Here is a 25,090-nt window from a genome sequence, read left to right as displayed (position 1 = left end):
GATTTTGTCTATGGAGCGCTTTCGCCCATAATCGTGGTTTTCGCCCGCCGCAGACCCTCGCAGGAGCCTCATGGAGCAATTTCGCAATATCGGCATCATCGGTCGCCTGGGCAGTTCGCAGGTGTTGGACACCGTTCGCCGTCTCAAACGTTTCCTCCTGGAGCGACACCTGCATGTGATCCTCGAAGATACCATCGCCGAAGTCTTGCCGGGCCATGGCCTGCAGACGTCGTCGCGCAAGATGCTGGGCGAGGTCTGCGACATGGTCATCGTGGTCGGCGGCGACGGCAGCCTGCTGGGGGCCGCCCGGGCCCTGGCGCGGCACAACATCCCGGTGCTGGGAATCAACCGGGGCAGCCTGGGGTTCCTCACCGATATCCGCCCTGACGAGCTGGAAACCAAGGTCGCCGAGGTGTTGGACGGCCACTACCTGGTGGAAAACCGCTTCCTGCTGCAAGCCGAGGTCCGTCGTCACGCCGAAGCCATCGGCCAGGGCGATGCCCTCAATGACGTGGTGCTGCACCCCGGCAAATCCACGCGCATGATCGAATTCGAGCTGTACATCGACGGCCAGTTCGTCTGCAGCCAGAAGGCCGACGGCCTGATCGTCGCCACTCCCACCGGTTCCACGGCCTATGCGCTGTCGGCCGGCGGCCCGATCATGCACCCCAAGCTCGACGCTATTGTGATTGTGCCCATGTACCCCCATACCTTGTCTGGGCGACCCATCGTGGTCGATGGCAACAGTGAGCTGAAAATCGTCGTGTCCAAGGATATGCAGATCTACCCGCAAGTGTCCTGTGACGGGCAGAACCATTTCACCTGCGCGCCGGGTGACACCATCACCGTCAGCAAAAAAGCGCAGAAGCTGCGCCTGATCCATCCGCTGGATCACAATTACTACGAAGTCTGCCGGACCAAGCTCGGCTGGGGCAGTCGGTTGGGGGGTGGAGGCGACTGATGCTCGATCCTGCGCGCAGTTACGATTTGATCGGTGACGTGCACGGATGCGCCCTGACCCTGGAACACCTGCTGGACCGACTCGGTTACCACAAGCAGGGCGGGGTCTGGCGGCATCCGTCGCGCATGGCTGTGTTCCTGGGGGACATCATCGACCGTGGCCCGCGGATTCGCGAGGCGCTGCACATCGTCCATGACATGGTCGTGGCCGGCCAGGCGCTGTGCATCATGGGCAACCACGAGTTCAACGCCCTGGGTTGGAGCACACCGGCATTGCCGGGCAGCGGCCAGCGCTACGTGCGCGAACACACGCCACGCCATGCCCGCCTGCTCAACGAGACCCTGACCCAGTTCGAGCAGCATCCCGGCGACTGGCATGACTTTCTCAAATGGTTCTACGAACTGCCGCTGTTTGTCGACGCCGGCCGGTTCCGGGTGGTGCATGCCTGTTGGGATGCGGGCCTGATCGAACCGCTGCGCGGCCTGTTCCCGGACGGTTGTGTCGACGAACATTTCCTCCAGGCCTCGGCGCAACCGGGCAGCTTTGCCTGCACAGTGTTCGATCGTTTGCTGCGTGGCACCGACATGCGCCTGCCCCATGGCCTGACACTGACGGGTGGCGATGGCCTGACCCGTTCGTTTTTCCGCACCAAGTTCTGGGAAGACAACCCGCAGACCTACGGCGACATCGTGTTCCAGCCCGACGCGTTGCCGGAACCGGTGGCCCGCACACCGCTGTCGCCGGATGAAAAGAACAACCTGCTGCGCTATGGCGTCCATGAACCGTTGCTGTTCGTCGGCCACTATTGGCGCAGCGGCAAGCCCGCGCCCATTCGCCCGAACCTGGCCTGCCTGGATTACAGTGCGGTGCTCTACGGCAAGTTGGTCGCCTATCGCCTCGACCAGGAAACCCGCCTGGATCCGCACAAGTTTGTCTGGGTCGATGTCGAGCGGCCGGAGGTGGTGCAATGAGCGTCGTCGCGGTTTTGCGCCTGCCCCTGGCAGTGGACCTGAGCGGTTTCGTCAAGCTGCTGCAACGCATGCAGGTACCCCATCGTGTCAGCGAAGAGGCGGGCGAGCAGGTGCTCTGGGTGCCGGATGAAATCAGCGAGGACGTGCGTTCGTTGTACGCACGTTTTCCCGCCGGCGATCCCGATCAGCAGTTGGAACTGCCAGACACGGGTGGCACTTCCCGGCGAGCGGGGTTCGTCCAGCAACTGACGCGCAGTCCAGTGACGGCCGTGGTGTTGTTGCTGAGCCTGATCGTCAGCGCGGTCACCCTGCTGGGGGAGAATCTTGAGACCCTGCGCTGGCTGACCTTCCTCGAGTTCCGCGTCGTTGGCGACTACATCCAGTTCACACCGTTGGCCGATAGCCTGGCGGCGGGGCAGTGGTGGCGCCTGGTAACGCCGATGCTGATTCACTTTGGCTTCCTGCACATCGCCATGAATGGCATGTGGTACTGGGAACTGGGACGGCGGATCGAAGCGCGCCAGGGTGGCATCAACTTGTTGGGGCTGACGCTGCTGTTCAGCCTCGTCTCCAATTTTGCCCAGTACTTTTTCAGCGGCCCGACGCTGTTCGGTGGCTTGTCGGGGGTGTTGTACGGCTTGCTGGGCCATTGCTGGATCTACCAACTGCTTGCACCGAACCCGGCCTATCACTTGCCCCGTGGGGTGCTGGTGATGATGCTGGTGTGGTTGCTGCTGTGCCTGTCCGGGCTGGTTTCGCTGATCGGTTTCGGTGAAATCGCCAATGCGGCTCACGTCGGCGGGCTGCTCGTCGGCTGCTTCACGGGGTTGTTGGGTGGGCTGTTCGCTCGCCGTAAAATGGCCCTTTGACCGGCACCTGTGCCTTTTGAGAATGCGCAATTGCGCGGAGAACCCATGTCTTCCTTCAACGAAATGATCCAGAACATCACCCCCGACATCTACCGGAGCCTGAAACTGGCGGTGGAAATCGGTAAATGGGCCGATGGCAACAAGCTCACCGCCGAGCAGCGCGAGCTGTCGCTGCAGGCGATGATCGCCTGGGAAATCCAGAACCTGCCCGAAGACGAGCGTACTGGCTACATGGGCGCGCAGGAATGCCATTCGAAGTCCACCGAAGTGCCGAATATCCTGTTCAAGTCGGACGCCATCCATTGATCGAGATTGGCCGCGGTGCAATCAGCAAGATGTCGGCGCGCCTTGACGGGCCGACCGTTCAATACGCCTTTCGCCTGGGCGAAGTCGAGGTGCCGGTCAACCCGTTGATCGGCAGCACGGTGCGCCTGGAGTACCTCGGTGCGATCCACTGCACCCACTGTGGACGCCGGACCAAGACCAGCTTCAGCCAGGGTTATTGCTACCCGTGCATGACCAAGCTGGCCCAGTGCGACCTGTGCATCATGAGCCCCGAGCGTTGCCATTACGAGGCGGGCACCTGCCGCGACCCGGCTTGGGGCGAGCAGTTCTGCATGACCGATCATGTGGTCTACCTGGCCAATTCCTCGGGCGTGAAGGTCGGCATCACCCGCGCCACGCAATTGCCGACCCGCTGGCTGGACCAGGGGGCGAGCCAGGCGCTGCCGATCGTGCGGGTCGCCACCCGTCAGCAGTCGGGGTTTGTCGAAGACCTGTTCCGCAGCCAGGTGGCGGACAAGACCAACTGGCGCGCCTTGCTCAAGGGCGACGCCGTGGCGGTGGACCTGCCGGCGATCCGTGACGCGCTGTTCGAAAGCTGCGCCCAGGGATTGCAGGGCTTGCAGGAACGATTCGGCCTGCAAGCGATCCAGACCATAGCGGACGTCGGACCCATCGAGATCCGTTATCCGGTGGAGCAATACCCGGCCAAGATCGTCAGCTTCAACCTGGACAAGAACCCGATTGCCGAAGGCACGCTGCTGGGAATCAAGGGCCAGTACCTGATTTTTGACACCGGCGTGATCAATATTCGTAAATACACGGCCTACCAGCTCGCCGTGCATCAGTAGAAGGATTCGACCCATGCGCACCGAACAACCGAAGATGATTTACCTGAAGGACTATCAGGCGCCCGAGTACCTGATCGATGAGACACACCTGACCTTCGAGTTGTTCGAGGACCACAGCCTGGTCCATGCGCAACTGGTGATGCGCCGCAACCCCGAGCGCGGTGCCGGGCTGCCGCCGCTGGTGCTCGATGGCCAGCACCTGGAACTGCTCTCGCTCAAGCTCGACGACGCCGACCTGGGGCAGGGCGACTATCAATTGGACGACAGCCACCTGACCGTGCACCCCAAGGCCCAGGCCTTCACGGTCGACACCACCGTCCGGATCCACCCGGAAACCAACACCGCCCTGGAAGGTTTGTACAAGTCCGGCAGCATGTTCTGCACCCAGTGCGAGGCCGAGGGTTTCCGCAAGATCACCTATTACCTCGACCGCCCGGATGTGATGAGCAAGTTCACCACCACCGTGGTGGCCGAGCAGCACAGCTATCCGGTGCTGCTGTCCAACGGCAACCCGATTGCCAGCGGCCCCGGCGAAGACGGCCGGCACTGGGCGACCTGGGAAGACCCGTTCAAGAAGCCGGCCTACCTGTTTGCCCTGGTGGCCGGTGACCTGTGGTGCGTCGAAGACACCTTCACCACCCTGAGCGAGCGCACCGTAGCGCTGCGCATCTATGTCGAGCCGGAAAACATCGACAAATGCCAGCACGCCATGACCAGCCTGAAGAAGTCGATGCGCTGGGACGAAGAGGTATACGGGCGCGAGTACGACCTGGACATCTTCATGATTGTCGCGGTCAACGATTTCAACATGGGCGCCATGGAGAACAAGGGCCTCAATATCTTCAACTCCAGCGCCGTGCTGGCCCGCGCCGAAACCGCCACCGATGCCGCGCACCAGCGGGTCGAGGCGATCGTGGCCCACGAATACTTCCATAACTGGTCGGGCAACCGCGTGACCTGCCGCGACTGGTTCCAACTGTCGCTCAAGGAAGGTTTCACGGTGTTCCGCGACGCCGGGTTCTCGGCCGACATGAACTCCGCCACGGTCAAGCGCATCCAGGACGTGGCGTACCTGCGCACCCACCAGTTCGCCGAAGACGCCGGCCCCATGGCCCACCCGGTGCGTCCGGACAGTTTTATCGAGATCTCCAACTTCTACACCCTGACCGTGTACGAAAAGGGCTCGGAAGTGGTTGGCATGATCCACACCCTGCTGGGGCCTGAAGGTTTCCGCAAGGGCAGTGACCTGTACTTCGAACGCCATGACGGCCAGGCCGTGACCTGCGACGACTTCATCAAGGCCATGGAAGATGCCAACGGCGTCGACCTGGCCCAGTTCAAGCGCTGGTACAGCCAGGCCGGTACACCACGGCTGGCGGTGAGCGAGTCTTACGACGCCGCCGCCAAGACCTACAGCCTGACCTTCAGCCAGAGTTGCCCGCCGACCCCGGACAAGCAGGAAAAGCTGCCGTTCGTGATTCCCGTGGAGCTGGGCCTGCTGGACAGCAAGGGTGCTGAAATCCCTCTGCGCCTGGCCGCAGAAGCGGCGGCAGACGGCACGTCCCGAGTGATCTCGGTGACCGAAGCCGAGCAAACCTTCACTTTCGTCGATGTCGCTGAACAGCCGCTGCCTTCGTTGCTGCGTGGTTTCTCGGCGCCGGTGAAGCTGAGCTTCCCGTACAACCGCGACCAGTTGATGTTCCTCATGCAGCACGACAGCGACGGCTTCAACCGCTGGGATGCCGGCCAGCAGTTGTCGGTGCAGGTGTTGCAGGAGCTGATTGCCCAGCATCAGCAGGGTGCCAGCCTGACGCTGGATCCGCGCCTGGTCAGTGCGCTGCGCAGCGTGCTGTCGGACGAGTCCCTGGACCAGGCCATGGTCGCCGAAATGCTCTCGCTGCCAAGCGAAGCCTACCTGACGGAAATCAGCGAAGTGGCTGACGTCGAGGCGATCCATGCCGCCCGTGACTTCGCCCGTCAGCAGTTGGCCGAGAACCTGTTTGAAGCCCTGTGGCTGCGTTACGCAGCCAACCGCGACCTGTCGAAGAAAACCCCTTACGTGGCCGAGGCCGAGCATTTCGCCCGTCGCGCGTTGCAAAACATCGCGCTGTCGTACCTGATGCTCACCGGCAAGCCTGAGGTTCTGAGCGCGACCCTGGAACAGTTCGACACCGCCGACAACATGACCGAGCGCCTGACCGCGCTGGCGGTGCTGGTCAACTCGCCATTCGAAGCCGAGAAGGCCAAGGCCCTGGAAGTGTTTGCGGAAAACTTCAAGGGCAACCCACTGGTCATGGACCAATGGTTCAGCGTCCAGGCCGGCAGCCCGTTGCCGGGTGGCCTGGCGCGGGTCAAGGCATTGATGGAGCACCCGGCGTTCAATATCAAGAACCCGAACAAGGTGCGGGCGCTGGTGGGAGCGTTTGCCGGGCAGAACCTGATCAACTTCCACGCCGCCGACGGTTCGGGTTATCGCTTCCTGGCGGACCTGGTCATCCAGCTCAATGGCTTCAACCCGCAGATCGCCTCCCGGCAACTGGCTCCGCTGACTCGCTGGCGCAAATACGACAGCGCCCGCCAGGCGCTGATGAAAGCCGAGCTGGAGCGCATCCTGGCATCCGGCGCGCTTTCCGCCGATGTGTTCGAGGTGGTGAGCAAGAGCCTGGCATGACCTTGATGCCGCGGTCCGCCTGGCGGACCGCGGTGCCTTCATCGCGAGCAAGCTCGCTCCCACAGGGGATCCAGGCTGATCACAGAATAGGTGTTCGCTGAAGATCTACTGTGGGAGCGAGCTTGCTCGCGATAGCGTCAGCCCCGTCACCGCCTAGCCCCTTGCTATCACCCCACCGAATACCCCGCCATTCACCCCCAGCGCCACCCCCCCTGGTTAACAAAAGATAACGTGGCGTCGATTGTCAGACCTTTCGAAAGCCCGATAGGATAGGTCAGCTTGCGAAGTGGCTCTAGATTGCAGCTTTCAGGGCTATGCTCCAGGACTGGCAACGTACCAAGCCATAACAATAATAATGGGGGAAAGGTCTATGAATGAGCCTGTCATGGCTGCGGGCCGCAGCCGGCCGCCGATGCTGCGCAGAGTTGCGTTGCTGGCTTCGGCGCTCTCGCTGCTGGGCTCTGCGCTGTTGTCGGCACCGGTGATGGCTGTTGCGGCGTCGACGTCCGATGTCATCTATTCCGTCGAGTCGGCCAAGGCCAGCAAAACCCTGATGCTCGATGTGGTCCACGCCGGCCAGCGCCTGGTGGCGGTCGGTGATCGGGGGCACATTGTCTATTCGGACGACCAGGGCTCGTCCTGGACCCAGGCCAAGGTGCCGACTCGTCAACTGCTCACGGCGGTATTTTTCGTCGATGACAAACACGGCTGGGCCGTGGGGCACGACGCGCAGATCCTCGCCAGCAATGACGGTGGCAGCACCTGGACCAAGCAATTCGAAGACCTTACCCGCGAAGCACCCTTGCTGGACGTCTGGTTCAAGGATGCCAGCAACGGTTTCGCCGTGGGCGCCTACGGCGCACTGCTGGAAACCACCGACGGCGGCAAGCACTGGGAAGACGCCAGCGACCGCCTCGAAAACGAAGACCAGTTCCACCTCAATGCGATAGCCGCCGTGAAAGATGCCGGGCTGTTCATAGTCGGCGAGGCTGGCAGCATGTTCCGCTCCGCCGACTGGGGCCAGACCTGGGAAAAGGTCGAAGGCCCTTATGAAGGCTCGCTGTTCGGGGTCATCGGCACCGCCCAGCCTTCGACGCTGCTGGCCTATGGCTTGCGCGGCAACCTTTATCGTTCCACTGACTTCGGCGGCACTTGGGATCAGGTCGAGCTCAAGGCCGCGCGCGGAGCCCTGGAGTTCGGCCTGTCAGGCGCTACGCTGCTGGCGGACGGCTCCATCGTGATTGTCGGCAACGGCGGCAGCGTCGTGCGCAGTACCGACGACGGCGAGACCTTCAGCGTGTTCAACCGCCCGGACCGAATTTCCGTGGCAGCCGTCACGGCGGCAGGCAACGGCAACCTGATCCTGGCGGGGCAAGGCGGCGTTCGTGCCACCACGTCCACCGGCGCCGAACTGAGCAAATGAGTCACGCCTGCAAGACGGGCACAAAAACAAGAAGGCGGACCCCATGAGCAGTCATCACCAAGACAAGGCGACGTTCCTCGAGCGCCTGATTTTCAACAACCGCCCGGCAGTGATCATCATTTGCCTGCTGGTCAGCATTTTCCTGTTCTGGCAGGCCACGCTGATCCGGCCGTCCACCAGTTTCGAAAAAATGATCCCCCTCGAGCACCCCTTCATCCAGAAGATGCTCGAGCACCGCAACGACCTGGCGAACCTGGGCAACACGGTGCGCATTTCCGTGGAAGCCACCAACGGCGACATCTTCTCCAAGGAATACATGGAGACCCTGCGCCAGATCCACGACGAGGTCTTCTACATTTCCGGCGTCGACCGTTCCGGGCTCAAGTCGTTGTGGAGCCCAAGCGTGCGCTGGACCGAAGTAACGGAGGAGGGCTTCGCCGGCGGTGAGGTGATTCCCCAGAGCTATAACGGTTCGGCCGACAGCCTCGACCTGCTGCGCAACAACGTGCTCAAGTCCGGCCAGGTCGGGCGCCTGGTGGCCAACGATTTCAAATCGAGCATCATCGACATCCCGCTGCTGGAGTCCTATCCCGACCCGCAGGACCAGGGCAAATTGCTCGCCCTCGACTACCGGAAATTTTCCCACGAGCTTGAAGACAAGATTCGCAACAAATTCGAAGCCCAGAACCCCAACGTGCAGATCCATATCGTCGGTTTCGCCAAGAAAGTCGGCGACCTGATCGACGGCCTGGTCATGGTGGTGCTGTTCTTCGGCGTGGCCTTCGTCATCACCCTGATCCTGCTGTACTGGTTCACCAACTGCATGCGCAGCACCGTTGCGGTGTTGACCACCACCCTGGTGGCCGTGGTCTGGCAACTGGGACTGATGCATGCGGCTGGTTTCGGCCTGGATCCGTACTCGATGCTGGTGCCGTTCCTGATCTTCGCCATCGGCATTTCCCATGGGGTGCAGAAAATCAACGGCATCGCCTTGCAGTCCAGCGAGGCGGACAACGCCCTGACAGCGGCGCGGCGCACCTTCCGGCAGTTGTTCCTGCCGGGGATGATCGCGATCCTGGCGGACGCCGTGGGCTTCATCACCTTGCTGATCATCGACATCGGCGTGATCCGCGAACTGGCCATTGGCGCCTCCATCGGCGTGGCGGTGATCGTGTTCACCAACCTGATCCTGCTGCCGGTGGCGATCTCCTACGCCGGCATCAGCAAGCGTGCGGTCGAACGCAGCAAGAAGGACGCGACCCGCGAACATCCGTTCTGGCGCATGCTGTCGAACTTCGCCAGCGCCAAGGTCGCGCCGGTGTCCATTGCCCTGGCGGTGATCGCTTTTGGCGGTGGCCTCTGGTACAGCCAGAACCTGAAGATCGGCGACCTGGACCAGGGGGCGCCGGAACTGCGTCCGGACTCGCGCTACAACCAGGACAACAACTTCATCATCAGCAATTACTCCACCAGCTCCGATGTACTGGTGGTGATGGTCAAGACCAAGGCCGAAGGCTGCTCGCGCTATGAGGCCATGGCCCCGATCGATGAGCTGATGTGGAAGATGCAGAACACCGAGGGCGTGCAGTCGGCGATTTCCCTGGTGACCGTGTCCAAGCAAATGATCAAGGGCATGAACGAGGGGAACCTGAAATGGGAGACCCTGTCGCGCAACCCTGACGTGCTGAACAACTCCATTGCCCGGGCCGATGGCCTGTACAACAACAGTTGCTCCCTGGCGCCGGTGCTGGTGTTCCTCAACGACCACAAGGCCGAGACGTTGGACCGCGCGGTGAAGGCGGTGCAGGACTTCGCCAAGGAAAACAACCGCGACGGCCTGGAGTTCATCCTTGCCGCCGGTAACGCGGGCATCGAAGCGGCCACCAACGAAGTGATCAAGGCGTCGGAACTGACCATCCTGATCCTGGTGTACATCTGCGTGGCGACCATGTGCATGATCACCTTCCGTTCCTGGGCGGCGACGTTGTGCATCGTGCTGCCGCTGGTGCTGACCTCGGTGCTGGGCAACGCCCTGATGGCATTCATGGGCATTGGCGTGAAGGTCGCGACCTTGCCGGTGGTGGCACTGGGCGTGGGCATCGGCGTGGACTACGGTATCTACATCTACAGTCGCCTGGAAAGTTTCCTGCGGGCCGGGTTGCCGTTGCAGGAGGCTTACTACCAGACACTGAAATCCACCGGCAAGGCGGTGCTGTTCACCGGTTTGTGCCTGGCGATCGGTGTGTGCACCTGGATCTTCTCGGCCATCAAGTTCCAGGCGGACATGGGGTTGATGCTGACGTTCATGTTGCTGTGGAACATGTTCGGCGCGTTGTGGCTGCTGCCGGCGCTGGCGCGGTTCCTGATCAAGCCTGAGAAACTGGCGGGGCAGAAGGGCAATTCGTTGTTTGCTCATTGATCGACGGTAGAACCTGCCCAATGTGGGAGCGAGCTTGCTCGCGATAGCGGTGTGACAGTCAATGAAGGTGTTGAATGTCAGTGCGCGATCGCGAGCAAGCTCGCTCCCACAGGTTTTTTTTGCCGCTCAGACTCTGATCATTCCAGTCCAAACACAGCCTCTGTGGCGAGGGAGCTTGCTCCCGCTGGACTGCGAAGCAGGCCCCTTGGGCGGTCGCTGCGCAACCGAGCGGGAGCATGCTCCCTCGCCACAATGAATGACCCCGCCTTGGGTGAGCGGCATCACAACCCTTACGCTTGCGTTGTCATCAGGGCGCCAACGGCAAGAACTTGCTCTGCGCCATGAGCTTGCCGATGTTCCCTCGATGCACATTCACCACCGCGTAGGGGCTATCCGCCTTGGCGAGCAGCGAGTGATAGTCTTCCCGGCGTTGTGCCTTGGTTTTCAGGTGGGCGACGCTGTAGTTGGCTTTCGGCGTATCGATTTTTTCGTAGTGAAAATGCGCGTACCAGAGGGGGAAGCCGTCACGGTTGTTGATGGCATATTCCTGGAGGAAGTCCTTGCGGGCTCCTTTCAACGCTTTGCGCTCACTCAGTCGCGCGACTTGTATCAGGTTCTTTTCGAACAGGTACTGGAGGTTGCCGTCGGTGGGCGGCAGGTGCAGGCTCAATTCGACACGCAGGGCGCTGCCCCTGGACGTCAGTCTGGAAATGGCCTCGGTCAACTGCCTGCCCAGCGCTTGATCGGCCGGCGTGCGTGGTGTTTGTGATGCTGAGAAGGCCCTGTCGAGTTCTTCCGAGATCGCGCGGAAGCGACTGGCCTCATTGTTCATGATCTCTTCGATTTCCTGAGGATGACGGCAACGCTTTTTATAGCTTTCAGCGCGGCGAAGACGTTTTTCCAACTCCTCCAGCAGTGTTCGCGCATCGCCCTTGATCGCGTTGACCGATCGGGTCCTGGGGGCTCGAGCCGGTCGGTGTACGTCGACAACGTCCCAGACGTCGTCGTGACGCGAATAGGTGGCCAGCACCTGATCGTCGACTTGGGAGCGCAACTCGACGACTTCAATCGGCAAGGAGGTGCCGGCAGGTTTCAGGTCACCAATCAGAACGCCACTTTTTCGGGTCTTGATCACCTTTTTCTGTGGGCTTCCGGAAGGTGCTTTGGGACGTTTGGGCGCGCGCTTGCGCGGTGTCGGTTCGGGTTTGACTTCTGCCGCCAGTTTGCCGGACGCATCCTGGTACAGGCTGTCAAGCAGCGTGGTCAGCTTCTCGAAATAGACGTCGTTGATATCGTCGGCATAAAGGGTTTTCATGCCCTGCAAGGCGTCGAGGGCTTCGCCATAATGCTCGGTCAGGCTGGTCAGTACCTCAAGCTGCTCAGAGGCGCTCAGGTCGTACAGTTGCAGGTCAGCGTGGGAACGTACTTGCTCGGCCAATGGCTTGACGATGCGATACAGGCTATCGGGCAAGTCGGTTTCCGGGTTTTTGATGGCCAGTATCGGCAGGGCGGCCAACTGCAGGGCCTTGGTGCCTATGACATTCCTTTCATTCTGCGGACGGCCGCGGGTCAGGCGGTCGAACGCTTGGGCCCCCACCGAATCCAGGTTCAATAGCTTCTCCAGGTACTCATCCTTGAGTTGCAGCCAATGGATGGCGCGATCATTGATGTCGTTCATGGCTTCGAGGAACACCACGTAGCCCGGCATGTCGCGAACCACGTCTTCTTCCACAAACGTTCCGAAAAACTGCGGGTGAGCGGTATTGAGGGCCCGTTGATCTATTTCTACCATCAGGAAGGCCTTGCGGGCATTGTTGACGACATTCTCCATCAGCCCGCGGACGCTTGCAGAAGGCAAGCCAATGCCCAGCCTTGCGCGCTCGGGCACGCTGTCCAGCAGTTTCAAATAGATGTCGGTCTGCTCGTTGAGCAGGTCATAAAACACCTTTCGTTTGGGTGCGCGCTGCTCCTCGGTAAAGGCGCTTCCTTCCTCGAGCCGGGTCATCACTTGTTGGGCAATCTCCAGGGATCGTTGCTGTTCGTTTTCCCGGGCGAGGTAATCGTTTATTTCAGCGGTCAGCTCGACAGCTTTCTGGACATTGAGGCGACGCTGGTCAGCCAGGCGCTTGGGCGGTGCACCTCCACGCAGGCGCAAGCGCAGATCCAGGGACCAGTTGCCGTCCAGGTCAGATTGCAGCGCAGGCCCGGTCTGTGTCGGGTCGAGCGGGTCGACAATCGTGGTGCCGTCCGGGTCCGGGTTGACTCGATACAGGCCGTCCTGCATCAACGCGTGCCATTTGTTGCCAATCACGTACAGGCCTTTGAAAGGACCATTTCCAATCGGCTCAGGCAAAGCAGTTGGACGCGTCACCTGCATGCGCCGTATGCGGGTACGTTGTTCCTGCGTCAGGTGGCGGCGAGGGCTGCTGAAACTGAAGTCCAGCGAGCTGCTGGATTGTTCGCCTGGCAAGGCCACGGAGCCCTCCAGAATGCTCGGTAAGTCTGGCGCGGGCCACCGCTGGGCAACCATGCGCGGTGCGGGAGCACGCATTGCCTGGTGCTCGACTGCTACCGGCAAGGAGGCGCGAGCAGGCGCACGGACGGAGGGAAACTGGCTCACCAGCATGGCCAGGTTGACCAGCAAGTCGACGGCGGCCAGTTCCCGCGTCGTCGGATCTTCACTGATCAGCGCCGGGATATCCTGGCTGGCGCTGGCCATCAGGCTCCACAGCCAGACGCTGGCCATGGCCGGGCCACGCAACAAGGGAAACAACAGCGTATTGAACAACAGGCTGCCGCCCTCAAGAAATACCGCCCAGCGGCTTTCGCTGTTGGAGACCGAGTTGCGGTCGGCCTGGGCGATCAAGGCTCGGGCGTTGCAGCCATAGAGGTACTGCAGCAGTTCGCCGTTGTGCAGGTATTGCAGCAGTTCGTCGCTGACACCGTCGATGGCGAGTGTGGCCGGAGCGGGTTTTTCAGGGGCGCTGAATTCGTCGCCCTGGATAAAATGCACGATGTGCGGCTCCAGGAAGCCACCATTGGCATACACCTGGCGCGCGGCATCGGGCATCCAGGTCAGGATGCTGTTTTGCAGGTCCCCGGCAGTGACGACGGCCTGCAACAGGGCCTGGCGTGTCGGAAACTCCAGCAGCGCGGGCGCATACAAAGGGCGATACAAAAGGTGCGGGCCGGTTTTGACGTCCTGCATTTCGACAATGAACATGTTGCCGACGACGTCGGGCCGGGCCTCGGGCTTGCGTAGGAAGGCCAGGTGTCGGATGACTACCTCACGACCGTCGATTTGTCGATCATCGGCGTCGGGCTGCAGGACCGCCTCGATCAGGCGCAACCCTTGGCGGGTCATGCCGTTTTCGTTATTCAGCATGTTTTGTAGCGCTTCCAGCGGTAGCTGCGCCAGGATCTGTTCGGCAAACATCCGCTGATATTCCTGCGCTTGAGGCGTGTCGCTCAACAGTTCCTCTTGCAGGTAGCGAGGGTAGGCCGCACCGATGTCTACCTGTTCGATCAAGCCGCCTTTACGACTAATAAAGTCTGGCGTCAGCCATGCGGGCAATGCCAGGCCCAGGCGATGACTGAGCTTCAGGTGTCCGCTGGGCCGTGCGACGAGGTTGTCGATGGCCAGTCGAGTCAGGCTCATCGTTCTTTTCTCACTGATGCCTACGGTCCCCGGATACCCCGCGGAGACGGTGAAAACCAGCGTCACATCGTCGGGTTGGAACTGGCTGGGGGGAGCCTTGGCCGGGCTGCTGTCATTGGTTTTGCTCATCAGCGTGAGTAAAGCGTCAGCCGTAAAAGTCTTGAGATCACTGAGAGAGGTTCGTCCTTGATCGCGTTTCTTGGCACTGGCCAGCGCCAGGCTGTAGCGCTGGAACCTTGTTTGATCGGCCAGGGACGCCTGTTTCAACCATTCGGGCAGTAGCGGCTCGAGTCGTGTTGATGTTTCAGGCGTGAGGCGTGGCGCGTCGCGCAGATAGCGGGCCGGGTCGCTTAACTCGTTGTAGAGCGTCTTGAGGTCTTGCAGGCCAATTCGGGAGGGCAATTGCACCGCCTTCAGGTCGGCCAATTGCTGCTCCAATATCAGGGCGGCCTGGGTGTCGAAGGCATTGCCGCCGATCTCGTAGCGTTGGCAGGTGACGGTGTCGACAATGTAGCGGCTGGCGATCCGTTCGCCCCAATGGCGATTGAAGGCGTCCATCGAAGCGAAGGACTGCACGGCGCTGCCGGGGCTGCAAAGCAGAATGATGAGCCCGTAGCGTGTGTAATGAAGCAGGAGGATCTCGTTGCTGGGCAGTACGGTGCTGGAGGTGCCCTGGGTGAGGGTGCTTTCCAGGCTGTAGGCGTAGACGGCGGGCGTATTGCGGCTGAAGCGTTGCTCACGGTCCGGCCAACGGACGATCTGGTCCAGGGTCTCGCGTGCTGGTTCCGTGAGGCCTGGCTGTTGCAGCCCACGGATATGCAGCAGGTTTTTGAGGGTGTCGCTGAGCCATTGCCAGCGGCTGGTATGGGTGTCGGTTTGGGCGTGGGTGCTGATGTCGGTGTTCCAATAGCGGGTCAGCGCATCCTCCAGCCCGATCGGTAGGGTCCAGGGCAGTTCAAGCAACAGCTTTTTGATGACCTGCATGTCCAACTTTTCATCGCCTGACCAGAGGCGGTGTGGGACCGAGTCGGAAAGATAACAGTCAAGATGACCCCGTGAACTGAAATCCATGGGTGTGTCGAGGGCCAGGTAGTCGAGCACGAGGGGCATGAAGGGTTGGAAGTTCCAGGCGCGGGCGGCTGCATTCGGCGTTGCCAATTGGGTCTTGGAGAGGTCGATGGTCAGCGAGGGGTATTTTGCCGTGATGGCTTGTTCAAGCATTTGTTGCGCGACCTGCTCGAAGGTCGGGCGGCTGGCGAATTGCTGGCTGACGTTTTGTGCAAGCGCAGAGGAGGTGTCGGCCGGTGTGGGCGAGGTCATAAGAAGTCCTTTTCCTGAACTCATGGCCGTCGGGATGACGGCGAGAGTCAAGTGTCGGGATTTCCTTCCTCTGCGGGCGGTATATAGATACCACCCGTACGCGTGCGGGGTGTGGGTAGGAGCTGCCGAAGGCTGCGATCTTTTGATCTTGATCTTGATCTTGATCTTTCGCTTGGGACTCAAGTGCCTGGGGAAAGATCGCAGCCTCGTTGCACTCGGCAGCTCCTACAGGGGATGTCAGGCGGGATCGTTGCCCAGCACCACATTCAGCGCGCTGCGGGCATCGTCAAGTTGCACCAGCGTGGCATGGCGGGCGCCGAGGGCGTCGCGGTTCTCGATGGCGGTGAGGATCGCCTTGTGGCGCGGCATCGCCAGTTCATGCAGGTTGGGCCGCTGGTTGGAATGCTTGAGCGCCTCGGCGATGGCCACCGACAACATGTTGCAGAGGTTGGCGAGCAGGTCGTTGTGGGTAGCGTCGGCGATGCGGCTGTGGAAGTCCAGGTCCGGTTGCAGCACGGCCTCGGGGGTCGGTGCCGCTTCCATGCGCTGGTAGGCCTCGCGGATGGACGCGATGTCGTCCTCGTTGGCGAACTGTGCGGCGAGGGCGGCGGCGGCCGGCTCGATGATGCTGCGCACGCTGGTCAGCAGGTTGAAGAACTCATTCTGCGGGCTGCTCTGCATCAGCCAATGCAGCACATCCGGATCGAGCATGTGCCACTCCCGCCGGGCCTTGACCACCGTGCCCACGCGCGGTCGCGAATACACAAGACCCTTGGCGACCAGCACCCGCGTGGCTTCACGCAGCACCGGACGGCTGACCGCGTACTCTTCGCACAACAAGGCTTCAGCGGGCAGTTTGTCGTCCGGCTTGAAGCGCCCGGAAACGATCTGCATGCCCAGTTCCTGGACGATGCGCGCGTGCATGCTTTTGCGGTCGGAAGGTTTACGGTAATCCATGGGGCGCGGCGCGATCCTGTGCGAGGGGAGTGCTGCGCATGATAGCAGGCGCGGCGATGGCGGGTCGCTAGTGCGATTTTTGATTTAGATACAGACCCATTGTGGGAGTGAGCTTTTGTGGGCGCTGAGCTTGCTCGCGATGAGGCCCTTCCAGTCAACATCTCTGTTGTCTGTTACACCGCTATCGCGAGCAAGCTCAGCTCCCACAAAAGCTTTCACCTACAGGGGGAGACTTGGGATCAGTGGGAGTGGCGTGGCACCTCGGCGCCGCGGCAGCCGACCAGGAAGTCGAAGTCGCAGCCCTGGTCCGCTTGCAGCACGTGCTCGATGTACAACTGGCGATAACCGCCCACCAACAGGTTCTGCGGTGGCGGCAGGTCGGCCAGGCGCGCGGCGAGTTCTGCGTCCGGGATGTCCAGATGCAGGCGGCCGCTGGCGCAATCGAGTTCGATCCAGTCGCCTTCCTTCACCGCTGCCAGAGGTCCGCCGGCGGCGGCTTCCGGTGCCACGTGCAGCACCACCGTGCCGTAGGCGGTGCCGCTCATGCGTGCGTCGGAAATCCGCACCATGTCCGTCACGCCCTGGGCCAACAGCTTGGCGGGCAAGCCCATGTTGCCGACTTCGGCCATGCCTGGATAACCCTTCGGCCCGCAGTTTTTCATCACCAGGATCGAGTTGGCGTCCACGTCCAGTTCCGGGTCGTTGATCCGTGCCTTGTACTCGTCGAAGTTCTCGAACACTACCGCGCGACCGCGATGCTGCATCAGTTCGGCGGTGGCGGCGGACGGCTTGAGTACCGCGCCCAGTGGCGCCAGGTTACCGCGCAGCACACAGATACCGCCGTCGGCGCGGATCGGGTTGTCCAGGGTACGGATGACTTCGTCCTGGCCGTAGATCGGTGCGTCCTTGGTGTTCTCGCCGAGGCTCTTGCCGTTGACGGTCAAGGCGTTCGGATGGGGAATCAGGTTGGCTTCGCCGAGGCGACGCAGCACGGCGGGCAGGCCGCCGGCGTAGTAGAACTCTTCCATCAAGAAGCGTCCGGATGGCTGCAGGTCGACGATGGTCGGCATGCCGCGACCGATGCGGGTCCAGTCGTCCAGGTCCAGTTGCACGCCAATGCGCCCGGCGATGGCCTTGAGGTGGATCACCGCGTTGGTCGAACCGCCGATGGCCGCATTGACGCGGATGGCGTTTTCGAAAGCTTCCTTGGTCAGGATCTTCGACAGTTTCAGGTCTTCACGGACCATTTCCACGGCGCGCATGCCGGACATATGGGCCAGCACATAACGCCGTGCGTCCACGGCTGGAATCGCCGCGTTGTGGGGCAGGGACGTACCGAGGGCTTCTGCCATGCAGGCCATGGTCGAGGCGGTGCCCATGGTGTTGCAGGTGCCGGCCGAGCGGGACATGCCGCCCTCGGCCGCGAGGAAATCGTCGATGGTGATGGTGCCGGCCTTGACCTGTTCGCTCAATTGCCAGACCACCGTGCCGGAGCCAATGTCCTGGCCTTTGTGCTTACCGTTGAGCATCGGCCCGCCGGTGACGACGATGGCCGGTACGTCACAACTGGCGGCGCCCATCAGCAGGGCTGGGGTGGTCTTGTCGCAACCGGTGAGCAGCACCACGCCGTCAATCGGGTTGCCGCGAATCGCCTCTTCCACGTCCATGCTCGCCAGGTTGCGGGTCAGCATGGCGGTGGGGCGCAGGTTCGATTCGCCGTTGGAGAACACCGGGAATTCCACCGGGAAGCCCCCGGCCTCGATCACACCGCGCTTGACGTGTTCGGCGATCTGCCGGAAGTGCGCGTTGCACGGCGTCAGCTCCGACCAGGTGTTGCAGATGCCGATGATCGGCTTGCCATGGAACTGATGGTCGGCGATGCCCTGATTTTTCATCCAGCTGCGGTACATGAAGCCGTTCTTGTCGGCGGTGCCAAACCATTGGGCCGAGCGCAGGGAGGGTTTTTTATCAGACATGATCGATTCTCTTATTGTATGACTATATTGTTCTAGCTGAAGCGTAACATAAGCGCAATTTGTGCGGTTTGGAAGTGTTGTTGGGTAAATAGTATTACTATATAGTCCGATTCAATGGAGGGATTGTCCTGGCGGTCATTCGCGAGAGAAATCCCCCGAGGTTCCATAACAACAACAATCGGAGACCGGTCCCATGAGCCAGGAATTGCGGCTTATTCGTCGCATTACGCTGAAACTGATTCCCTTCCTGATCCTGCTGTACCTGATCGCCTACGTGGACCGCTCTGCGGTGGGCTTTGCCAAGCTGCACATGGGTGCCGACCTGGGCATCGGCGACGCCGCCTACGGCCTGGGTGCAGGGCTGTTTTTCATCGGTTATTTCCTGCTGGAGATCCCCAGCAACCTGATGCTGGAACGCTTCGGTGCCCGGCGCTGGTTCGCCCGGATCATGATCACCTGGGGCGCCATCACCATCGGCATGGCGTTCGTACAAGGCCCGCATAGCTTCTATGTGATGCGCTTTTTGCTGGGCGCGGCCGAAGCCGGGTTCTTCCCGGGCGTGCTGTACTACATCACTCAGTGGTTCCCGGTGCGCCATCGCGGCAAGATCCTGGGCCTGTTCATTCTTTCCCAGCCCATCGCGATGATGATCACCGGCCCCGTGTCCGGTGGCTTGCTGGGCATGGACGGCATCCTTGGCCTGCACGGCTGGCAGTGGCTGTTCATCGTCATCGGCCTGCCGGCGGTGCTGTTGACCTGGCCGGTGTTGCGTTACTTGCCGGACGGCCCGCAACAAGTGAAATGGATGGACCAGGCCGAGAAGGACTGGCTGACCGGTGAATTGAAAAAAGACCTGCAGGAATACGGCCAGACCCGCCACGGCAATCCGCTGCATGCCCTCAAGGACAAGCGTGTCTTGCTGCTGGCGCTGTTCTACCTGCCGGTGACCTTGAGCATCTACGGCCTGGGCCTGTGGTTGCCGACGCTGATCAAGCAGTTTGGCGGTAGCGACCTGGTGACTGGTTTCGTGTCGTCGGTGCCGTACATCTTCGGCATCATCGGTTTGCTGATCATTCCCCGCAGCTCCGACCGCTTGAACGACCGCTACGGTCACCTGGCCGTGTTGTACGTGCTGGGCGCCATCGGCCTGTTCCTCAGCGCCTGGTTTTCGGTGCCGGTGTTGCAATTGGCGGCGCTGTGCCTGGTGGCGTTCGCGCTGTTTTCCTGCACGGCGGTGTTCTGGACCTTGCCGGGGCGTTTCTTTGCCGGCGCCAGTGCGGCGGCGGGCATTGCGTTGATCAACTCGGTGGGCAACCTGGGCGGCTACATCGGCCCGTTCGTGATCGGTGCGCTAAAGGAGTACACCGGCAACCTGGCCTCGGGGCTGTATTTCCTGTCGTGTGTGATGGTGTTCGGCCTGGTGTTGACCGGCGTGGTCTATCGCCTGCTGGAGCGCAAGCATGTGCTGCCAGCGGACCAGTTCGCGGCCAGCGCCCGCGGGGCGACGCGTACCTGAGGTCACTGCAATCAACTGTGGGAGCGAGCTTGCTCGCGATGGCGGTCTGACAGTCGACATCATGGGTAAATGTAAGGCCGCTATCGCGAGCAAGCTCGCTCCCACAAGGGACCGGCGTTGTATTTAAGTTATGTTTGCAAGGAGAAAGATATGCGTTTAGTTCAGTTCGAATTGCCAAACGGCGAACGCCGCGTCGGTGTAGTCGAGGGCGATCAGGTGCGCGAAGTGCAGGGCGCTCGCACCGTGCGCGACCTGGCGCTGGCGGCTATCGAAGCGGGCGTGAAGCTTGAGCAACAGGTCAATAGCCTGGGCCTGGGGGCGAGCCATGACTACGCCCGGTTGCTCGGTGATCTGCGCATCCTGCCGCCGCTGGACCACCCGGACCCGGCGCACCTGTTGGTCAGCGGCACCGGCCTGACCCACCTGGGCAGCGCCTCGGCCCGGGACAAGATGCACCAGCAGGCCGGTGACGAAGCGGCCATGACCGACACCATGCGCATCTTCAAGTGGGGCGTGGAGGGCGGCAAGCCCCAGGCCGGGCAGGCTGGTGTGCAGCCGGAATGGTTCTACAAGGGCGACGGCAGCATTGTGGTCCGCCCGGGCCATCCGTTCCCGCTGCCGCCCTTTGCCGAAGACGCTGGCGAAGAGCCGGAAATCAGCGGCCTGTACGTCATCGGCCACGACGGCAAGCCTTATCGCCTGGGCTTTGCCGTGGGCAACGAGTTTTCCGACCATGTGATGGAGCGCAAGAATTACCTGTACCTGGCCCATTCGAAATTGCGCAGTTGCAGTTTTGGCCCGGAACTTCGCGTGGGTGAGCTGCCTCAACATCTGTCCGGGACCAGTCGTATCCTGCGCAACGGCGAAGTGCTGTGGCAGAACGAATTCCTCAGCGGCGAGGCGAACATGTGCCACAGCCTCGAAAACCTGGAATTCCACCATTTCAAGTACAGTCAGTTCCTGCGCCCAGGGGATGTCCACGTTCACTTCTTCGGCACCGCGACCCTGTCCTTCGCCGATGGCATCCGCACGCAGCCGGGGGATGTGTTCGAAATCAGCCAGGCTGAATTCGGCGCGCCGCTGGTCAACGGCATTGCCCCGGTGGACGCGGTGTTCAACCCGGGTACTATCGGCACACTTTAAAGGAGACTTGCGATGAACCAGATCCTTGGCCACAACTACATCGGCGGGGCGCGCAGCGCAGCCGGCCAGACTCGCCTGCAGAGCGTCGACGCCAGCACCGGCGAAGCCTTGCCCCATGACTTCGTCCAGGCCACGGCCGAAGAAGTCGACGCCGCCGCCAAGGCTGCCGCGGCGGCTTATCCTGCCTACCGCAGCCTGAGTGCGGTGCGCCGGGCCGAGTTCCTCGAGGCCATTGCCGATGAGCTGGACGCCTTGGGCGATGCGTTCGTGGCCGTGGTCTGCCGTGAAACCGCGTTGCCGGCGGCACGGATCCAGGGCGAGCGCGGTCGCACCAGCGGCCAGATGCGTCTGTTTGCCAAGGTCCTGCGCCGGGGTGATTTCTACGGTGCGCGCATCGACCGAGCGTTGCCTGAGCGCACGCCGTTGCCCCGTCCGGACCTGCGTCAATACCGCATTGGCCTTGGGCCAGTGGCGGTGTTTGGCGCCAGTAACTTCCCCCTGGCATTTTCCACCGCCGGGGGCGACACGGCGTCGGCCCTGGCGGCCGGTTGCCCGGTGGTGTTCAAGGCCCACAGTGGCCACATGGCGACCGCCGAGCACGTGGCCGATGCGATCATCCGCGCGGCTGAAAAGACCTCGATGCCGGCGGGTGTGTTCAACATGATCTACGGTGGTGGCGTTGGCGAATGGCTGGTCAAGCATCCGGCGATCCAGGCCGTGGGTTTCACCGGCTCCCTCAAGGGCGGGCGCGCCCTGTGCGACATGGCCGCCGCACGGCCGCAGCCGATCCCGGTGTTCGCCGAGATGTCGAGCATCAACCCGGTAATCGTCTTGCCGCAAGCGCTGGAGACCCGCGCCGAGAGCGTCGCGCGTGACCTGACCGCCTCGGTGGTGCAGGGCTGCGGTCAGTTCTGTACCAACCCTGGCCTGGTGATCGGCATTCGTTCGCCGCAGTTCACCGCCTTCACCCAGCAGGTAGCCGCGCTGATCGGCGACCAGGCGCCCCAGACCATGCTCAACGCCGGCACGCTGCAAAGCTACGGCAAGGGCCTGCAGAAGTTGCTGGCTCACCCGGGCATCGAGCATTTGGCCGGGCGCGAGCAGCAGGGCAACCAGGCCCAGCCGCAGTTGTTCAAGGCTGACGCCAGCCTGCTGATCAACGGTGACGAGGCGCTGCAGGAAGAAGTGTTCGGCCCGACCACGGTGTTTGTCGAAGTCGCGGACCAGGCGCAACTGACTGCCGCGTTGAACGGCCTGCATGGTCAACTGACGGCAACGATGATCGGCGAGCCGGCGGACTTCGAACGGTTCAGCGAACTGACGCCGCTGCTGGAGCAGAAGGTCGGCCGCATCCTGCTCAACGGTTATCCGACCGGGGTGGAGGTGTGTGATTCGATGGTGCACGGCGGGCCTTACCCGGCGACGTCCGATGCCCGTGGTACGTCGGTGGGCACCCTTGCGATCGATCGTTTCCTGCGTCCGGTGTGCTTCCAGAACTACCCGGACAACCTGTTGCCCGAGCCGCTGAAGAACGCCAACCCGCTGGGGATCCTGCGGTTGGTGGATGGCGTGCCGGGGCGCGAGGCGCTCTGAGGGTTGCGGTGAGGCCGTTATATTCAAGTTGAATGTGCTGGCCTCATCGCGAGCAAGCTCGCTCCCACAGGGGGGCTTTGGTGAATACAAAATTTGTGTTCGCTGGAAATCCAACTGTGGGAGCGAGCTTGCTCGCGATGGCGATCTTCCCATCGAAACCGCTTTCGAACCTTATGGCCCAAGGCCCACGCCCACATTGGGTTATCATGACGACTTTCCCAATGAACGACTGATCGCCATGACTGCCGTAACCGACACCCTGCTGCACGCCCTCGAATCCTGCGACATGCTGATTATCGATGGGCTGCACGCGTTCGATTTTTCTCTCGACGAGCAGGACCAGTTGCACGTCGAGTGCATGAACGGCCGCACCCTCGAGCACTGGCGCTTCACGCCAGCGCAGATGCAGGCCGCGATATTCGACAAAACCCTGAACCACTGGATCATCACCAGCGATTCGGGCGACCACCACTTGGAGTGCGTGGAGGCTACCAGCGGCCACGACGATGAGGACGACGAAGATGAAAATGCGTAGTCTCTGGCCGTTGCTGATGGCTGGCAGCCTGGGCGCCATGGGCGTCCAGGCAGGCACCGATGAACGCCATCAACTGCTGGTGGGTTCCTACACCGCCGGGCAGAGCCAGGGCATCTACCGGTTGCAGTTCGACAGTCGTACCGGCCAGCTCGATGCCAACCCGTTGCAAGTGATCAAGACAGACAACCCGTCGTGGCTGACCCTTTCCAAGGACATGACCCGGCTGTTCGTGGTCAACGAAAACGGGCCGGGCCAGAAAGACCCGGTGGGCAAGGTCAGCAGCTACGCCATTGACCCGAAGACCCATGAACTGAGCCTGATCAATCAGGTGCAGTCCCTGGGCAACGAGCCGACCCATTCCAGCCTCAGCGGTGATGGCCGGCATTTGCTGGTCAGTAACTACTCGGTGGTGGAAGACCCGGGCGGCACCCTGGCGGTATTGCCGGTGGGCGCCGATGGCAAGCTGGCACCGGTGGTGCAGTTGAGCAGTCATCAGCCGAGCAAGGTCAACCCCGAGCGGCAGATGTCGGCCCATGTGCACGCCGCAGTGCCGTCGCCCGATGGCAAGTACGTGTTCGCCAACGACCTGGGGGCGGACAAGGTGTTCATCTACCGCTACGACCCCAAGGCCAATCCAGAGCTGCCGTTGACCGCTGCCGACCCAGCCTTCGTGCAGTTGCCACCCGGCAGCGGCCCGCGTCACCTGCTGTTCAGCGCTGACGGCAAGCATGCCTGGCTGACCATGGAAATGAGCGCGCAAGTGGCGGTGTTCGACTATCAGGACGGTCGATTGACCCAGCGCCAACTGGTCGACCTGGCCGCCGGCAAGCCACAACCGGGCAGGGCGGCGGCTGCGCTACACGCGTCCCGGGATGGCAAGTTCCTCTACGTCAGCAACCGTGGCACCACCAACGAAGTGCTGGTGTTCGCCATCGACCCGGCCGCTGGCACGCTCAAAGAGCTGCAGCGGCGCTCGGTCGAAGGCGATCATCCACGGGAATTCAGCCTCGACCCGAGCGGGAAATTCCTGCTGATTGCCAACCAGAAGAGCAACCAGATCGTGGTGCTCGAGCGCGATCCGAAGACCGGCCTGCTGGGTAAAACCGTGCAGAAAATGCCGATGGATGCGCCCAGCGATTTGAAGTTCATCGTCCGTCAATAGACCGCAGGCCCCGTTTTTCGGGGCCTGCGCGGTTGTATCAACGAGACTGATATTCGCAAGTGATGCAAAGCATTTCAACGCAGGACGCCTCGGCGCGTAAGTTTGCTTCACGGCCCAACCGGGCAAGTCAGCCAACTGAATCCGAGGTCTACCGCCATGAATCTGAATCTCTTCTCCGTGATCGCCGCTTCCGCCATCTCTGCCACCGTGGCGCTGCCCGCCAGTGCCAGCATTGAGATCAGCGACAAGAAAAATCGCACCCAGAGCTACACCGAGAAATACCTGCAACAAAGCGCCAACTTCTATGCGGCGTTGGACCACAAGACCCAACACTGAAATATCGCGCAACGACCGAAGCCTGCGATCTTTTCATCTTCACTGACCTTCAGGTGCAAGAGAAAAGATCGCAGGCTTCGCCGTTTCCAGAGAAATCCTGCTGTAATATCACTTGGCCATGTGTTTAAATTTGACGCTGACAAATTGACTCCTTTGCCGATAAGGATCGACACCATGGCGATGCGTCTGGCAGTGATGCTGCTGTTTCTCTATTCCACCCCGATTGTCTCCGCGGCCCAGCCGGATTCCGGCGAGTTGGAAGTGGCGCGTGAGCGATTATTGAGTTTGTTGAGTGACTGATTGAGTCGTGCGCTCAACAGTGGGGTGGCATGATTGCCTTTGTGGCGAGGGAGCTTGCTCCCGCTCGATTGCGCAGCAATCGCAGAAAGGGGGCCGCTGCGCGGCCCAGCGGGAGCAAGCTCCCTCGCCACAAAAGCGCCTTTGGTT

18 protein-coding genes are annotated in these 25,090 nt (G+C 61.7%); 15 read left to right on the top strand and 3 right to left on the bottom strand.

The features are described from left to right. Window positions 1–70: 70 nt before the first annotated feature. The 8 genes from QMK47_RS16825 (at window position 71) to QMK47_RS16790 (ending at window position 10,447) form a co-directional block, all read left to right on the top strand. Window positions 71–961, top strand: coding sequence for an NAD(+) kinase (locus QMK47_RS16825; protein WP_003202709.1), 891 nt, complete (start codon window positions 71–73; stop codon window positions 959–961). Then, the gene (locus tag QMK47_RS16820) at window positions 958–1,932 is read left to right on the top strand and encodes a metallophosphoesterase (RefSeq protein WP_172436021.1); all 975 of its coding nucleotides are present in this window, start codon (window positions 958–960) and stop codon (window positions 1,930–1,932) included. The genes QMK47_RS16825 and QMK47_RS16820 overlap by 4 nt, the downstream gene beginning before the upstream one ends. Further along, entirely contained in the window at window positions 1,929–2,801 is an 873-nt protein-coding gene (locus QMK47_RS16815) for a rhomboid family intramembrane serine protease (protein WP_320388806.1), read from the top strand. The genes QMK47_RS16820 and QMK47_RS16815 overlap by 4 nt, the downstream gene beginning before the upstream one ends. A gap of 45 nt (window positions 2,802–2,846) precedes the next feature. Next, window positions 2,847–3,107 (top strand): YeaC family protein, encoded by a 261-nt coding sequence (locus tag QMK47_RS16810; RefSeq protein WP_212800142.1) that lies wholly within the window; start codon window positions 2,847–2,849, stop codon window positions 3,105–3,107. Further along, the gene (locus tag QMK47_RS16805; protein WP_320388804.1) at window positions 3,104–3,934 is read left to right on the top strand and encodes a DUF2797 domain-containing protein; all 831 of its coding nucleotides are present in this window, start codon (window positions 3,104–3,106) and stop codon (window positions 3,932–3,934) included. Before QMK47_RS16810 ends, QMK47_RS16805 begins: the two co-directional genes overlap by 4 nt. Before the next feature lie 13 nt (window positions 3,935–3,947). Further along, window positions 3,948–6,605, top strand: a complete 2,658-nt coding sequence (pepN, locus tag QMK47_RS16800; protein WP_214512731.1) for an aminopeptidase N — start codon at window positions 3,948–3,950, stop codon at window positions 6,603–6,605. Window positions 6,606–6,975: 370 nt separating this feature from the next. Then, window positions 6,976–8,028, top strand: coding sequence for a WD40/YVTN/BNR-like repeat-containing protein (locus QMK47_RS16795; RefSeq protein ID WP_258688357.1), 1,053 nt, complete (start codon window positions 6,976–6,978; stop codon window positions 8,026–8,028). Window positions 8,029–8,071: 43 nt separating this feature from the next. Further along, the gene (locus QMK47_RS16790; protein ID WP_214512729.1) at window positions 8,072–10,447 is read left to right on the top strand and encodes an efflux RND transporter permease subunit; all 2,376 of its coding nucleotides are present in this window, start codon (window positions 8,072–8,074) and stop codon (window positions 10,445–10,447) included. Between the two features lie 307 nt (window positions 10,448–10,754). On the opposite strand, the gene QMK47_RS16785 is transcribed toward QMK47_RS16790, so the two are convergent. From QMK47_RS16785 to QMK47_RS16775, 3 genes are all read right to left on the bottom strand, one after another. Continuing rightward, window positions 10,755–15,425, bottom strand: coding sequence for a dermonecrotic toxin domain-containing protein (locus tag QMK47_RS16785; RefSeq protein ID WP_320388802.1), 4,671 nt, complete (start codon window positions 15,423–15,425; stop codon window positions 10,755–10,757). A 237-nt stretch (window positions 15,426–15,662) separates the two neighbouring features. Beyond that, on the bottom strand, window positions 15,663–16,382 hold the full coding sequence (locus tag QMK47_RS16780; protein ID WP_003202686.1) for a FadR/GntR family transcriptional regulator: 720 nt from the start codon (window positions 16,380–16,382) through the stop codon (window positions 15,663–15,665). A 239-nt stretch (window positions 16,383–16,621) separates the two neighbouring features. Beyond that, entirely contained in the window at window positions 16,622–18,358 is a 1,737-nt protein-coding gene (locus QMK47_RS16775) for an IlvD/Edd family dehydratase (protein WP_024619882.1), read from the bottom strand. Between the two features lie 193 nt (window positions 18,359–18,551). Here QMK47_RS16775 and QMK47_RS16770 point away from each other — a divergent pair, with 193 nt between their 5' ends. The 7 genes from QMK47_RS16770 (at window position 18,552) to QMK47_RS16740 (ending at window position 24,943) form a co-directional block, all read left to right on the top strand. Continuing rightward, window positions 18,552–19,874 (top strand): MFS transporter, encoded by a 1,323-nt coding sequence (locus QMK47_RS16770; RefSeq protein WP_320388801.1) that lies wholly within the window; start codon window positions 18,552–18,554, stop codon window positions 19,872–19,874. 150 nt (window positions 19,875–20,024) lie between these two features. Continuing rightward, window positions 20,025–21,017, top strand: a complete 993-nt coding sequence (gene araD1, locus QMK47_RS16765; protein ID WP_258688344.1) for an AraD1 family protein — start codon at window positions 20,025–20,027, stop codon at window positions 21,015–21,017. A gap of 12 nt (window positions 21,018–21,029) precedes the next feature. Continuing rightward, window positions 21,030–22,610: an aldehyde dehydrogenase (NADP(+)) gene (locus QMK47_RS16760; protein WP_320388799.1), complete on the top strand. Its 1,581-nt coding sequence runs from the start codon at window positions 21,030–21,032 to the stop codon at window positions 22,608–22,610. Between the two features lie 238 nt (window positions 22,611–22,848). Next, entirely contained in the window at window positions 22,849–23,145 is a 297-nt protein-coding gene (locus QMK47_RS16755) for a DUF5629 family protein (protein ID WP_214512724.1), read from the top strand. Next, complete coding sequence (locus tag QMK47_RS16750; RefSeq protein ID WP_320388797.1) at window positions 23,132–24,307, top strand: lactonase family protein; 1,176 nt, start codon at window positions 23,132–23,134, stop codon at window positions 24,305–24,307. The genes QMK47_RS16755 and QMK47_RS16750 overlap by 14 nt, the downstream gene beginning before the upstream one ends. Before the next feature lie 156 nt (window positions 24,308–24,463). After that, a complete protein-coding gene (locus tag QMK47_RS16745; protein ID WP_018611529.1) occupies window positions 24,464–24,643 on the top strand; it encodes a hypothetical protein in 180 nt (59 codons plus the stop codon). A 174-nt stretch (window positions 24,644–24,817) separates the two neighbouring features. Further along, entirely contained in the window at window positions 24,818–24,943 is a 126-nt protein-coding gene (locus QMK47_RS16740) for a hypothetical protein (protein ID WP_003180680.1), read from the top strand. Window positions 24,944–25,090: the final 147 nt, after the last annotated feature.

Origin of the sequence: Pseudomonas sp. P9_35 (genome assembly GCF_034008205.1) — a bacterium.
Taxonomy (GTDB): Bacteria; Pseudomonadota; Gammaproteobacteria; order Pseudomonadales; family Pseudomonadaceae; genus Aquipseudomonas; species Aquipseudomonas kilonensis.
The sequence above is the reverse complement of the archived record's forward strand: the minus strand, read 5'-3'. Positions and strand labels throughout refer to the sequence as shown.